Source organism: Paraperlucidibaca wandonensis, assembly GCF_042677145.1.
Classification (GTDB): domain Bacteria; phylum Pseudomonadota; class Gammaproteobacteria; order Pseudomonadales; family Moraxellaceae; genus Perlucidibaca; species Perlucidibaca wandonensis.
The window spans coordinates 1-14187 of record NZ_JBHTIT010000001.1 but is presented as its reverse complement, the minus strand read 5'-3'; the positions used below and the strand labels follow the sequence as shown (position 1 = coordinate 14187).

Below are 14187 nucleotides of genomic sequence, written 5' to 3'. Positions count from 1 at the left end.
CACGATGGCTGGCTTTCTTCACTTCAACCGCGCTTAGCGCGTACCAGCACGACGCAGGCCGTTTGGCGAGAAATCAGCGGCTGAGCGTTTGATCGGCACATACACTGTTTTCTCATCATTACGCAGACTCATGGCCAAGTAGCGAGCCGACTGCAGGTCATAATGAACCTCAACAGTTGGGTACTGCATGGGCACATCGGCGTAGTTGATGTTGTGCTGCTCAGATGTTCTCCAAAGCTGGCCACGGCCATCATAGGAGTCTTGCAACACGTTCATCCACGAGTCTTCGTCAATGTAGAAGGTACGTTTTGAGTAAATGTGGCTAGTGCCTGGCTTCAGAGTAGCCTCAACAACCCATACACGGTGTAACTCATAACGAGTTGCATCTGGGTTTACGTGACTAGGCTTCAACACATCCTTCATTGTCATCTCGTTGCCACTAATTTTGTACGAGTTGTATGGGATGTAGACCTCTTTTTTGCCAACAAGCTTCCAGTTGTAACGATCGGTAGCACCGTTAAACATTTGGAAGTCATCGTTGGTGCGCAAGCCATCGGCTGCTGTACCTGGGCTATCGTAGGCAACGTTTGGTGCCAAACGTACACGGCGTTGGCCAGGGTTATAAGTCCAAGCACGACGCGGGTCTTTCACTTGGTCGGCGTATTCGTGCACAAGCAAGATAGCACCAGCCAAGCGAGCTGGAGCTGTAACCTCTTGCAAGAAGTTAAACAACTTATTCGGTTCACGCTCAGCTACAGGCTTAGTTAGGCTGCCGTAATGGAACTCAAACTCATACTCAAAACGAACTGGCGTATACGAGCCATCGCGAGTAACGGCTGCTTGGCTCCAGTTTGTCGCGTAAGCCTCACCACGGTAACGAGTTAAATGGTTCCAGATAACTTCCAAGCCATTTTTCGGGATAGGAAATGCCACACCACCATCGGTGCCTTGAATGCCGTTTCCACCTTCGGTTAGCTTGGCCTTCGTTGCGTTGGCCATGGTTTCATCGTAATGGCCTTTCGGGAATGATGCTGTGCGATGCGTTGGATACACTGGCAGCTTCCAGGTTGGATACTTCTTCAGCATGGCCATTTGGCCTGGCGTTAGGTTGTCCTTGTACTTGTCGGCGTTGGCAGCCGTAATGGTGAACAACGGCTTATCATTGAACGGGGCTTTGTAGTGGTTACCAGTTTTGAAACCAGCACCCGCTGATGTCAAACCACCTGTCCACTCAGGAATAGTACCGTCAGCATTGCCTGCTTTTTCGGCGCCCATTGGTGTCAAGGACTTACCTAACTTCGCCGCCTCTTCTGCACTCACCGCCGCAAAAGCTGGCATAGCCACGGTCGCTGCGATCGCAGCGGCCAGTAGATGTTTATTCATATTTTTCATAAAAGTCTTCTCGCTCTTATCGTTAAATTAAAAGGCATAGCTGACGGAGGCAGCGATGAAATCGCGGTCTGCGAGAGCTTGGGTGGTGGATTGTGATACCGGCAAAACAACCGCTGCACCACCGACAGTATTAGCTTGCGTGATTTGCTCCCCACCGAAAAAATTAGTGTAGGAGAGATCAGCCTGCCACTTACTTTGATAGTCAGCGCCAATCCCAATGCTTACTGCTTTATTACCTTGTGTAAATGTTGGACTCGTACCGCGAAGATCATGGGAAAATGCAACTCGAGGCGTTAAGTTAATTGCACCAATGGCATTGTTATACGTGGCACGAACTAAGGCTCTATAGCCATAAGAGTTTCGCGTCATAATGCCTTTATTTGTGGCATCTGGGCTACCTCCAGGAACAACAGAGGTTACATAATCTAGGCCCGTACCATTGAAGTCGATACCGCTAGGCAGATCTAGATAAGCATAGCCAGCCTCAGCAACACCAACTACTTGCGAAGCACCTAACATACGACCAAAAGTTTGGGTTGCGGTAAGCTGAACCTGATGCGCTTTGACTCGCTTGTAGCCTTCAACATCAGTATCTCGTGCAGTCGCACCAACGCCTGTATTTAAACCTAATAGCCCCAAACTTAAGAACTCATTTAAGATGTTATTTGCAGCTAATTGAAGAGGCTGGTTTGGTCGGTATGAATACTCACCTTGCAGCGCAACACCCATAGGCCCAAGCGTATTAAAACTTAAACCGTACATCGCAATGTCTTCTGGATACTCAATAAAATATGTCGAAGTTTGCGCCCTAGCTGCCGTAACAGCAGCAGCAGGTAAAGCACCTTCCTGTGCAGCGGTTAGTGTAGTCGTATGCCCCGAAATTAATGGAGTGCGGCTATGATAGTTCGCATGATAAAAACCAAACTCAGTGTTACCTAGCTCAGGAGCCAATACACGGAAAGCCACACCATACTGACCAGAGCCACTAGGCTTTTTATCTGGACTGCGCGGTATTGCCACACCAGCAGGGTTAGTCGCTGTAAATATGTCCCCAGGCATCTCATTTGCTGCACCACCGCCAACTAACACCTTACTACCACCTGGCGAAGCAAAGTCGTTAGTACTAAAGTAAGAGCCATTAGGCTCAATGCGCGTTTCGCGGAATTGGTATTGATGAACCAACTCCATACTCACATTATCAGTAACGTCCATCGTCAACTGAGTCATACCAATCGGCAAAAACGCCTCTTTCAGCTCAGAACCTGGAGCACGCAGTTTCGCCACATCCACAGGGTTTAAAGTATTAATACCATTCGGAATAAATGTGCTCTCACCCCAGCTAATCACCTGTTTACCGACGCGCACACCCAGGCCATGACCAGCCACGTCAAAGTTGCCGCGCACATAAGCGTCATAAATCTCGTAGTCATGACCTAGGCGATTACGAAGTGTTCGCTGATCAGAGCGATTGGGATCAAAGTCTTTGTTTTGAATGGCGTGATCATAGAAAGACAATACGCGGAAAAACGCACCAAAGTTTTTATAGTCCAACGATACATCGTTGGTCATTTTGAAAAGCGACGAAACTAAGTCGCCACGCTCGTAATTGGCATTACCGTTATCGTAGTTGCCACTATTACGAACACCGCCATTTGCGGGCAGCAATAAATTTTTATCTTGGCCTGTCACACGCCACATTGCGCCGTAGGTCAGCGTGGTATCAACAGAGCCTTTAACTTCATCGGTTACATCAAACTGAAAAGCTTGGGCAGGAATGGAGCCCATCAGGCCGACAGCGGCGATTGCAGCCACCAGCGGTAAGCGTCGTGGGCGTTGAGCAGTGTATTTCATGTATGGCCTCGTTATTGTTATTCCAACAGCCGTCAGGTATGCGTCATTTTCAAGAAAGAGGCAATGTTACTCATCTGTAATATTTTCCGACGAGCGGCTTGCCATGTCTGCTATTTGTATAAGTAAAAATGTCCTTAATCACCCAACTTACAACCAAAGTCGTACACATCCATATACCAATGGACAAAGCCTTCGCGCTTTATCACACTAGCCACCGCAAAAGTGTTCAGCGTAAGCGCTGGTCTGTTCCGACGAACGGACGGGAAGTTGGTGTAAAACCAACGCTGCCCCCGCAACGGTGACCCTGGTTAAGGTACTCAAATCGCCACTGTCCAACAGGATGGGAAGGTGAGTACCCTCGGCTTTTAGCCCGCCAGACAGCCCGGAGACCGACTTTTGCAAACAACGGCCAGCGCGGCGGGCGCTCTATCCGAAGCATGTTTGCGCCATCTCTCGGCGCACTCGGCCTTCGTGCTGGCTTTTTCAGCCTTGTTTGCGGGGATGCAAACAGCACGAGAGTCACTTAAACACATGAAACACCTGTCGTTATTCCTAGCCCCAGTGGCCGCTTTTGGCGCACTGCCCGCCATAGCCGCAAGCGCACCAAGCCTCGACGAAGTCGTCGTTACCGCCAGCCGATCCTTAGAGCAATCAAATGCTCGCCTAGATGCAGCCACAGTCATCACTCGAGCCGATATTGAGCGTCAGCAGGCAGCAACTTTAGCCGACATCCTCCGCAACGCTACCGGCATTGCCATAGCGCCAAATGGCGGCTCATTAACATCGACCGGAGTCTTTTTACGTGGCTTCGCCGCCAAACAAATATTAGTTTTGATCGATGGCGTGCGCGCAAATGACAGCAATGTCGGCCAGTTCGATTTCTCCTTACTACGTGCCGATGATATTGAGCGTGTCGAAGTAGTGCGCGGTGGCTATAGCAGCCAATATGGCTCAGACGCCATGGGTGGCGTGATTCAGATCTTCACGCGCCGAGGAAACCAAAACAGTATCAGCGTGCGTGCAGGCAGCTACGGCACCTTAGAAAGTACAGTTAACCTAAGTCACAGCGGCAATAGCACTAAGCTCGGGGCATCATTCGGTCAGCTAGATACGCAGGGCTTTGACGCCGGCAATGAAAACTTCCAAGCGGCAAACTTCTTCGTCAACTCACCCGATAAAGATGGTGGCCGCCAGCGCACCGCTCGCCTGTTCGCCAGTCATGAAATTAACGCCACAAACTCCATAGATGCCTCGGCGATCTTTAAAGAGCAGCATGCCGAATATGATGATGGTGAAACCGACGGTAACTTATCTATCGTTAATCTTGCTTACGAAACCGAGTTGTCCAAAGACTATAAACAGCGCTTTAGTTTTGGCCACAACAAAACCTTCCTGTCGAACCAAAACAGTTGGGGCGCAAGCAAAATTAACACTTTGCGAAACAGCATCGATTGGCTGCACACGGTTAAAACAGGTGCTATCGGCACTGTAACGGGTGGCCTAAATGCTAGCTATGAAAAGACTCAAGCGCCAAGCATCAATCGCTCCCTCAACGATCACGCCGCCTACCTCATTAATGAGCATCGCGTAGGTGATGTCAGCTATCGCCTAAGTGGTCGTTATGAAAACCATGAACAATGGGGCGTGCAGAATACTGGCGCTGTGCGTGTTGGTTACGCAGTGTCTGAAGCGATCGATATTTACGCCGGCTATGGCACCAATTTTCGTGCTCCAACAGCTGCCGAACTTTTCGATGACAGCTTTGCCTCTAACAACCCAAACTTGAAGCCAGAAACCAGCCGTCAGCACGACATTGGTGCGGTTTGGCGCTACCTCCCTAACCATAAAGTTAGCGTTAACATTTATCGCACTGATGTGCAGGACCTGATCAACTTTGGCCCTGGCTTTAAACTTGCCAACACGAAGTCTGCGACACTCGAAGGCGTGGAGTTAGATCTCAGCGGCAAACAAGGTCGTGTGGGCTATAGCGTTGGTGTGGTTCGTGCTCGCAACGTCGACGAAAGCACTGGAGCGGAATTAATTCGCCGCCCTCGCCTGCAACTCAATGCTGATGTCAATTACGCTGTTAGCGATACAGTATCGATTGGCACTCAGCATCTTTCACGAAATAAAACAGATGATTTTGGCGGGAAAAATGACGGCTTTGCGACATTTAATGCCTACGCACAATGGCAGGTGATGAAGCAGCTAGATCTAGGTCTGCGCCTCGATAACCTTACCGACAAAGACTACGAACTAGTTAAAGGCTATCGTACGGCTGATCGCAGTGCTTATGTGACAGCCAACTATCGCTTCTAAGCTAAAGCTCACTACTTCACTGATTTTTCAGGAGCAGCACCATGGGCAATCGCCTGACGAAAATCTACACGCGCACCGGTGATGACGGCACTACTGGACTCGGCGATGGCAGTCGTGTGCGCAAGGATGCGTTGCGGGTCGAGGCCTATGGCACTGTGGATGAAACCAATGCTCAGGTTGGCATGTTGCGCGCCGCGCTCGCGGCCGATCATTCGGCGCAGATTATGTTGGAGCATATTCAGCATGATCTGTTCGATGTCGGTGGTGAGCTTTGCATCCCCGGCTATGAGCTAGTCACAGCAGCCTATGTGGAGCGTTTAGAGTCGGCGATTGATGCGGTGAATGCTGAGTTGCCGGCGTTGAAGGACTTCATCTTGCCCGGCGGTTCGCCAGCGGCAGCGGCGGCACATGTGGCTCGCACGGTGAGCCGGCGTGCCGAGCGGCGTACACTGACTTTGGCCGATGCAGAAACGGTAAATCCGCAGGCGATTAAGTATCTAAATCGCCTGTCGGACTACTTTTTTGTCTTGGCGAGGCAGTTAGCGCGAGCCGATGGTGGCAACGAAGTGTTGTGGCGTAAGCGCTCTGGCTAAACCGTGCATACGTGAATGAATAAGATGTTTTTTATTCTACATCGCGTTAGCTTTAAATCAGCAACTGTCGAATATCCGCCATCAGCGCCGCCAGTCGCGTAGTGAAACGCGCCGCCGCCGCACCATCAATCACGCGATGGTCATAGCTCAGTGATAACGGCAACTGCAGGCGTGGCTCAAACGCTGAGCCATTCCATACCGGCGCTTTGCTCGCTCGCGATAGTCCCAAAATAGCGACCTCCGGCCAGTTCACTAATGGCGTGAACGCCGTGCCGCCAATCCCGCCGAGCGACGAAATAGTGAAACTAGCGCCCTGCATTGCAGCTGGTGGCAATTTACCGGAGCGCGCTTGCTCGGCTAGTACACCTAGCTGCTCGGCGATCTCGCGCAAGCTCATTCGGTCGGCATTATGCAAAACCGGCACCATCAAGCCATTAGGCGTATCCACCGCGATGCCAAGATTGACGTATTGCTTGAGCACCAAGCTTTCGCCATCACGGCTCAAAGAGGCATTGAACTGCGGCATTTCGCGTAGCAAATACGCTACCGTTTTCGCCGCCAGAGCAGTCATGGTCAGCGATAGGCCATCGGCCTTAAAGCGGTCGCGCTGGGTTAAGCGAAACGCCTCAAGCTCGGTAATATCGGCCAAATCAAACTGCGTGACTTGCGGCACCATCAGGCTTGAGCGTGCGAGGTTTTCAGCTGATTTACGCTGAATACGCGAGCGCGGCGTGAGTGTGATCTCACCCCATTTCGTGTAGTCCGGCTCAGGAGGTAGCTCGCCAAAGTTCATGCCAGAGCCGCCACCGCTAGCCGGTGCTTGGCTCAAGCGCGATTTCACCCACGTATGCACATCTTCTTTCAGCAGGCGGCCATTAGGGCCTTGACCCGATGGCAGCGCGGCTAAATCAACGCCCAGCTCGCGTGCTAAGCGCCGCACAGCAGGGCCGGCATGAACGGCCTTGCTGGGCGCAGTTTCGGCGACAGAAACTACTGCTGGCTTGTCTGCAACTTTAGGCTCGGCTGGCTTAGCAGTCGGTGGGGCTTTAGCCTCCTGAACAGGCTCAGCGCTGGCCTTAGGCTCTGAAGCAACCTCAGATTTCGCTTCAGCTGGCTTCTCCGCAGCCTCTGCTGCATCCGCACCAGCCACCTCTATCACACACAGCGCATCACCCTCTTTCACGCTAGTGCCCACCGCCACCGACCAAGACACAAACACGCCGTCTTCTGGTGCCGGTAACTCAAGGCTGGCTTTGTCAGACTCCAACACCGCGATGGGCTGCTCTTTTTTCACTGTCTCGCCAGGCTTAACCAACAGCTCAATCACCTCGGCGGCATCGACGCCTAGATCAGGCACTTTCACAGAAATAGTCATAGCGCCCTCCTCAAGCTGTCGCCGAATGTGCTTGCTCGGGGTCAATGCCCCATTGCTCGCGAGCGGCCAACAAGGCATCTAGCGCAATATCACCGCTAGCGTGCAGGGCTGCCAATGCGACGTATGCCACATGTGCTGAATCGACCTCAAAGTGACGGCGTAGCTGCTTGCGCGAATCGGAACGGCCGAAGCCATCGGTACCCAAAACACGATACGCACGGCCATCGGGAATGAAGGCACGAATCTGATCGGCGTGAACTTTCATATAATCGCTGGCAGCAATGATTGGGCCTTTACTACCAGTCAGCTGATCAGTGACCCAGGCGCTACGCGGCTTCTCATCAGGATGCAGCGTATTCCAGCGCTCTACATCGAGACCTTCGCGACGCAACTCGGTGAAGCTCGGCGCGCTCCAAACTGCAGCACGCACACCAACAGCGGCCAGCAAGGCCACTGCACCTTCAACTTCGCGCAAGATAGCGCCACCGCCCATCAACTGAACTTCTGGGCCTTTGCCACGCTTAGCTGGCTGGAACTTATACAGACCACGACGAATGCCCTCCTCACAACCAACCGGCATCGGTGGGTGTGGGTAGTTTTCGTTCAATGTAGTCAGGTAGTAATACACATCTTCCTGCTCGCCAAACATGCGGCGCAAGCCGTCCTGCACAATGACGGCAACTTCGTAGCTATAAGTTGGGTCATAGCTCACGCAGTTCGGCACGGTCGCCGACAGCACGTGCGAATGGCCATCTTCGTGTTGCAAGCCTTCACCGTTTAGCGTGGTGCGGCCCGAAGTAGCGCCAACTAAAAAGCCGCGTGCGCGTGAGTCGCCAGCAGCCCAAGCCAAGTCGCCAATGCGCTGGAAGCCAAACATTGAATAGAACAGGTAGAACGGAACCAAGGGTTGGTTATGAATGCTGTACGAGGTAGCGCAAGCAATCCACGCACTCATCGCGCCAGCTTCGTTAATGCCTTCTTCCAAGATCTGGCCTTTGACATCTTCTCGGTAATACATCAGCTGCGCGTGATCTTCAGGCTCATACAGCTGGCCAACATTGGAGTAAATGCCAAGCTGACGGAACATGCCTTCCATACCGAAAGTGCGCGCTTCATCGGGCACAATAGGCACGATACGTCGACCTAAGCCATCCATTTTCAGCAGCACACCCATCAAGCGAACCAATGCCATCGTGGTCGAAATCGGCCGCTCAGAACCCGTCGTTATGGTGCTGAGCTGATCTAGCGTAGGCACCGGCAACGCTGTGCCTTCAGTTCGACGCTGCGGCAAATAGCCGCCTAGCTTTTGCCGCCGTTCATGCAGATATTTCATTTCTGGACTATCTGCAGGTGGACGGAAAAATGGCAGATCTTTCAGCTGATCATCGCTAAATGGCATGTCAAAGCGATCACGAAACATACGTAATGAATCAACATCTAGCATTTTCATTTGGTGAGTTTTGTTGGCGGCTTCGCCAGCACCAGTTGCATAACCCTTAATGGTTTTAGCCAAAATAACCACTGGCTGGCCCTTTGCCGCCATCGCTTCTGCGTAGGCTGCATAGACCTTGAATGGGTCGTGGCCACCGCGGTCCAAACTGGCAATTTCATCATCGCTCATGTCTTTTACTAGCTCAGCTAGCTCAGGATATTTGCCGAAGAACTTTTCACGAGTGTAAGCGCCGCCTTGATTTTTAAAGGCTTGGTACTCGCCATCGACAGCTTCCAACATGCGTTGCTTTAAAGCACCGGTGTCATCGCGAGCGAGTAGCGGATCCCACTTTTTACCCCAAACGACCTTGATGACTTTCCAGCCAGCACCACGAAACACCGACTCTAGCTCTTGAATGATTTTGCCATTGCCGCGCACAGGGCCATCGAGGCGCTGCAAGTTACAGTTGATGACGAAGATGAGATTATCGAGTTTTTCACGGCCAGCTAAGGCGATAGCGCCCAAAGACTCTGGCTCGTCCATCTCGCCATCACCCAGAAATGCCCAGACTTTGCGACCTTGATCTGGCAGCAATTCGCGGTTGATTAAATACTTCATCACATTGGCTTGGTAGATCGACATGATTGGACCTAGGCCCATCGAGACTGTCGGGAACTGCCAGTAATCCGGCATCAACCAAGGATGTGGATAGCTTGGCAAACCACCACCGCCAACTTCACGGCGATAACGACTGAGCTGTTCTTCGCTTAAGCGACCTTCGAGAAATGAGCGCGCGTAGATCCCTGGCGCCGAGTGACCTTGATAATAAATAAGATCGCCAAGCTGCTCGTCATTTGGGGCACGGAAAAAATGGTTAAAGCCCACATCGTAAAGTGTCGCCGACGAGGCGAAGGTGGCGATATGTCCGCCAAGCTCATCGTCATTGTTTTGGTTGGCGCGCATGACAATCGCCAAGGCATTCCAGCGAATCAACGAACGTAGGCGCCATTCGAGATTAGGGTCGCCGGGCATCAGCGGCTCTTTTTCACGCGGAACGGTATTTAAATAGGGGGTGTTTAAGCGATCAATTTGGATGCCAAATTGCGGTGCTTGACCGACGAGCCAACCTAGTAGTTGTCGTGCTCGTTCGGGGGATTCGTTCTCTGCTACTGAAACTAGAGCATCAAACCATTCTTGTGTTTCGATTGGATCAGAATCACCGTACTGACGGGACCGCGCCATGGTTGCCTCCTTATTAGGCTTAGCGGGTGACAGCCTTGTGGGCTGGATAAAGGCAGTCTCTCGGCTAGCGCGGGTAAGCGCAATGCGATGACTACCCAGTCACTGCGATTCTGGCACGCTCTGTCGGATACGCCAAGGCGAAACTGCCTGACACAGGCTTGGAATAGCGCGTAATAAGGATAATCCTGGCCGAGTGAGCGCAAAATCATCAACTCCAACAATGGCATTTCGCTGCACGGCAGGCAACGTACTAAATCGCTGCCAAAACGCATGCGCCCTAGACAGCTCATCTACGCCAACTAAAATGATCTCTGTGCGCGCGGCTAAAATGGCCTCTACATTCATGATGGGGGCTTCGATATTACCGCTCGGCACAATGGAATCGACGCCGCATACAGCCATGGCTTGACTGACTAAATTTTGTCGTGATAAGGAATACAGCGGCTGTTGCCAGACTTGGTAAAAGCCGCGTAAGCGCGGGCCATCAGCAAAGTCTTGGCGGGTTTTAGTGAGATTTGATAGCTCGCTATCGGCGAGCTTTTGCGCATTTTTGCCAAAGCCAGACAAAGCACCGAGCCAGAGCAGGCGCTCAGGAATGTCATCCAGTGTTTTCGGCGCGATGGCCAGCAAAGGGATTCCCAGCCGCTGTAAACGACGCTGCTGCACCGGCGAAAGCCCAGCCGCCCAAAACACGACAAGGTCGGGTCGTAAAGCGCGAACACGCTCCTCGCTAATGCTTCCCGATTGGCCGACCACTGCATAGCCGCTCAGGCTAACCTCGTAACGCCCCGGAATGGGATGGTCATCTTGCACGCCAACAATGCGCTGCTTTGCGCCAATGGCCTCGGCCATTTCGACCAAGTGCGGGCCAAGCACAATCCATCGCGTCGGTAGCTTTTTCGGCGCAGTCCATGACTGGCCTTGATCATCCTGCCAATGACTTAGGGCGTTTGCTGCTGGAGCCAGCCCTAGCGCAATGCCGAGAAAAAGGCATTGCGCCAGCCGAATCACATGCCCGGCCAAAGTGTCTTGACGGCAAGAAACACCATCCACACCACTAGTGCTCGTTGCAGCAAGCTTTCGAGCTGATGCATGGCGGTAGCGAGGCCGACTGCAGGCGTAAGCGATGGATCAATGGCGATGGGCTCAGCAGCTTCAGCAGCATCGTCAATGAGCTCGTAGGCAACAGTTTCAGTGCGCAATATACGCCCGCTAATTGCGGCCCAGGTGGAGGTGAAATTGCCCGCCAATGCAAAGCTGAGTGCGAGTAAACGCGCAGGGATCCAGTCGGCAAGTCGTAAACAAATTACAGCTAGGCTTTCCTCACTTGCTGCGGCGTCATCACCGGCTTCAGTGCTTAACTCAACTGCTTGCTCATCGAAAGCGACACGGCGCAGTAGATAGTAGCCAAGCGCAGCGACCGGTGTTGCTAGCAGCAGCCAAAACAGTGGTGCGAAGAGCTCATTAAGTTGACTGCGCAGATGATGCTGGCGCGCCAAGCTCAGAGCGTTCTCTAGTAGCTCATCATCACTGGGCCATTCGCTGCCCGCCCATTCGGCTTGATTTTGCTGAAAAATACGATTTGCCTGACTATCGCCAAACACAGCAATAACAATGACGGCACTGAGCAAAAACACGAAAATACTTGCCAGCTCATCTAATAATTGAAGCGCTACGGCCAAAATAATCATTGGCACAATCACCGCGATTGCTAGGCGAAGGCTATTGCCAACCGGCACACGGTGACTCCATCCCAGCCAATGCGGAAGTGGCGTTGACAAGCGTAGTCGCCACTCCTCCGGCATTGAAAAGTAAGCGGCAATAGCGATCAGGGCGAGCAATAACGTCATGTGTTTTCTCCAGGAGGCCGGATGTGCTCAGCAAGCGCCTCAACTTGCGGTGCAGTCGCGACAACACGCGACCAATCAAAACGGGGTCCAGGGTCTGTTTTCCGCCCCGGCGCTATATCACTATGGCCTATCAATTCGCCATTTATAGCCGGATAGTTCTCGGCCAATACGGCTAATAATTCATTGAGGGCATCATACTGCTTATCACTAAAGGGCTGATCATCGCAGCCCTCTAATTCAATGCCGATGGCGAAATCATTACAATTATCGCGACCTTTATATGTCGATTTACCGGCATGCCATGCGCGCTGATCAAACGCGACGTATTGCACCAGCTCACCATCGCGGCGAATCAGAACGTGCGCGGAGACTTCCATGCCTGCAATTTCGGCGAAATATGGGTGCGCTCGCGCATCAAGCTTGCCAGTAAATAACGCATCAATATGTGGGCCGCCAAACACACCAGGCGGCAAGCTGATGTTATGAATTACCGCCAATGAAATTTCGTTATTCGGGCGCGCATTAAAAAATGGCGATGGGCAGTGCCGTGCACCCTTCAACCAATGCTGAGAACAAATACTTAATGATTGACTAGGAACTGTGGTCACGACGACATGCTCGATGAAAACTCTTTCCGCTAGACTACCCAATCCATTCCGCGCTGACCATGACGACCTGCGCGTCTGGCTTTATACTTGCGCCAATAATGACACGCTGCGTAATTTTTTGACCAGCCGCCACTCATTCGCACAGTCTTCGCAGCTCACCGCAAGCAGTGCATTCATCTTTATTGAGAGCTCACATGAAACCTGAAATGATCGATGCCGCTTTAGCCGCAAACGTAGCCTCGGCGCTTGTTGAAGATATTGGTAACGGTGATATTTCTGCAGCGTTAATTCCGCACGATAAACAGGCAGTGGCGCGCATCATCACCCGTGAAGATATGGTTATGGCGGGCATGCCTTGGGTCGAGGCGACATTTTTATCAGTCGACCGTGAGCTGGTGCTGCAATGGCAGGTGAAAGAAGGTCAAGTCGTGCCTGCTGGCACAGAGCTTTTGCGCATTAGTGGCCGCGCGCGAAGCCTGCTCACTGCCGAACGTTCTGCTCTGAATTTCCTGCAAACCTTGTCGGCAACTGCAACTCACACGCATGCTTTAGTTCAAATGCTAGCGGGCACGAAGGCTCGTCTTCTCGATACACGCAAAACATTGCCTGGCCTGCGCATTGCGCAAAAATATGCTGTTCGCGTTGGTGGTGGCATGAATCATCGCCTCGGCCTTTACGATGCCTTTTTGATCAAAGAAAATCACATCATGGCCGCCGGCTCTATTGCAGCCGCGATTAGCGCTGCACGAGCTTACGCTAGCGATCGCTTAGTTGAAGTTGAGGTAGAAAACCTCGATGAGCTGGCGTTAGCTATTGCAGCTAAAGCAGACCGTATCATGCTCGATAATTTTTCTTTAGAGGACATGTGCACGGCAGTTCAATTAGCCGCTGGTGATATCCCGCTTGAAGCTTCTGGCAATGTCAATCACGAGACTATTCGTGGCATTGCTGAAACAGGCGTCGATTATATTTCGCTAGGCACAATCACTAAAGATATTCGCGCAATCGACTTATCTATGCGATTAATTGAGCAGGGCTAAACGTTAATTAGGCTTGTGGCTCTCGCCTGCGCGTGGTTCAAGCATAACCCACGGCTTAAACAGTCGGCTCTAACAAGCCCAGCTCACTCAAAGTAGCGGCAATATAAGCAAAGCGCCGCTGCTCAACGCCATCAATCTTGATTGTTCCAACAAACATATCGTATGGCCGCACCCAGCGACTCCAATCGCCATAGCAGGTTCGGTAATACACCAACCACTCTTCACTCTCAGAATGCCGTACCACATCAAGCACTTGGTAATACGGCCCTTTGTAATGCTGATATATGCCGCGAGCTATCGTCGGATCTAGTTGATTTTTCATAGTTCTCCATGCCGTAAAAGCGCCCCTAAGTGAGCTCAGACGTCAAAATACGAGTCCCAGCGGGTGTGAGTTGCGTGCATTTCATCAAATTTCAGGCAGCAAAAAGCCCCCGTCATTTCTGACGAGGGCTGTTGCATTAGGTGCCTGGCAATGACCTACTTTC

11 protein-coding genes and 1 riboswitch are annotated in these 14187 nt (G+C 52.0%); of the genes, 3 read left to right on the top strand and 8 right to left on the bottom strand.

The window, feature by feature from the left end; genetic code table 11:
- Positions 1 to 33 precede the first annotated feature (33 nt).
- Positions 34 to 1392, bottom strand: coding sequence for a DUF1329 domain-containing protein (locus ACFQ0F_RS00055; protein WP_379067716.1), 1359 nt, complete (start codon positions 1390 to 1392; stop codon positions 34 to 36).
- Positions 1393 to 1419: 27 nt separating this feature from the next.
- Entirely contained in the window at positions 1420 to 3243 is a 1824-nt protein-coding gene (locus tag ACFQ0F_RS00050) for a DUF1302 domain-containing protein (RefSeq protein ID WP_379067713.1), read from the bottom strand.
- A 222-nt stretch (positions 3244 to 3465) separates the two neighbouring features.
- A riboswitch (cobalamin riboswitch) is annotated at positions 3466 to 3655 on the top strand.
- Positions 3656 to 3774: 119 nt separating this feature from the next.
- Between ACFQ0F_RS00050 and ACFQ0F_RS00045 the strand changes: the two genes are divergently transcribed.
- Together ACFQ0F_RS00045 and ACFQ0F_RS00040 are read left to right on the top strand one after the other, a co-directional pair.
- Positions 3775 to 5562, top strand: coding sequence for a TonB-dependent receptor plug domain-containing protein (locus ACFQ0F_RS00045; RefSeq protein WP_340674551.1), 1788 nt, complete (start codon positions 3775 to 3777; stop codon positions 5560 to 5562).
- Positions 5563 to 5603: 41 nt separating this feature from the next.
- The gene (locus ACFQ0F_RS00040; RefSeq protein ID WP_340674550.1) at positions 5604 to 6155 is read left to right on the top strand and encodes a cob(I)yrinic acid a,c-diamide adenosyltransferase; all 552 of its coding nucleotides are present in this window, start codon (positions 5604 to 5606) and stop codon (positions 6153 to 6155) included.
- Between the two features lie 52 nt (positions 6156 to 6207).
- Here ACFQ0F_RS00040 and ACFQ0F_RS00035 read toward each other — a convergent pair whose 3' ends face one another.
- The 5 genes from ACFQ0F_RS00035 to ampD form a co-directional block, all read right to left on the bottom strand.
- On the bottom strand, positions 6208 to 7530 hold the full coding sequence (locus ACFQ0F_RS00035) for a 2-oxo acid dehydrogenase subunit E2 (RefSeq protein ID WP_379067708.1): 1323 nt from the start codon (positions 7528 to 7530) through the stop codon (positions 6208 to 6210).
- A gap of 10 nt (positions 7531 to 7540) precedes the next feature.
- Positions 7541 to 10204 (bottom strand): pyruvate dehydrogenase (acetyl-transferring), homodimeric type, encoded by a 2664-nt coding sequence (gene aceE / locus ACFQ0F_RS00030; RefSeq protein WP_379067705.1) that lies wholly within the window; start codon positions 10202 to 10204, stop codon positions 7541 to 7543.
- Between the two features lie 99 nt (positions 10205 to 10303).
- Complete coding sequence (locus tag ACFQ0F_RS00025; protein ID WP_379067702.1) at positions 10304 to 11257, bottom strand: ABC transporter substrate-binding protein; 954 nt, start codon at positions 11255 to 11257, stop codon at positions 10304 to 10306.
- Entirely contained in the window at positions 11212 to 12054 is an 843-nt protein-coding gene (locus tag ACFQ0F_RS00020) for a hypothetical protein (RefSeq protein WP_340674546.1), read from the bottom strand. The genes ACFQ0F_RS00025 and ACFQ0F_RS00020 overlap by 46 nt, the downstream gene beginning before the upstream one ends.
- Entirely contained in the window at positions 12051 to 12662 is a 612-nt protein-coding gene (ampD, locus tag ACFQ0F_RS00015; protein WP_379067699.1) for a 1,6-anhydro-N-acetylmuramyl-L-alanine amidase AmpD, read from the bottom strand. Before ampD ends, ACFQ0F_RS00020 begins: the two co-directional genes overlap by 4 nt.
- A gap of 194 nt (positions 12663 to 12856) precedes the next feature.
- On the opposite strand from ampD, the gene nadC reads away from it, so the two are divergent.
- A complete protein-coding gene (gene nadC / locus ACFQ0F_RS00010) occupies positions 12857 to 13702 on the top strand; it encodes a carboxylating nicotinate-nucleotide diphosphorylase (protein WP_379067696.1) in 846 nt (281 codons plus the stop codon).
- 55 nt (positions 13703 to 13757) lie between these two features.
- Here nadC and ACFQ0F_RS00005 read toward each other — a convergent pair whose 3' ends face one another.
- A complete protein-coding gene (locus ACFQ0F_RS00005; protein ID WP_340674543.1) occupies positions 13758 to 14024 on the bottom strand; it encodes a DUF1653 domain-containing protein in 267 nt (88 codons plus the stop codon).
- Positions 14025 to 14187: the final 163 nt, after the last annotated feature.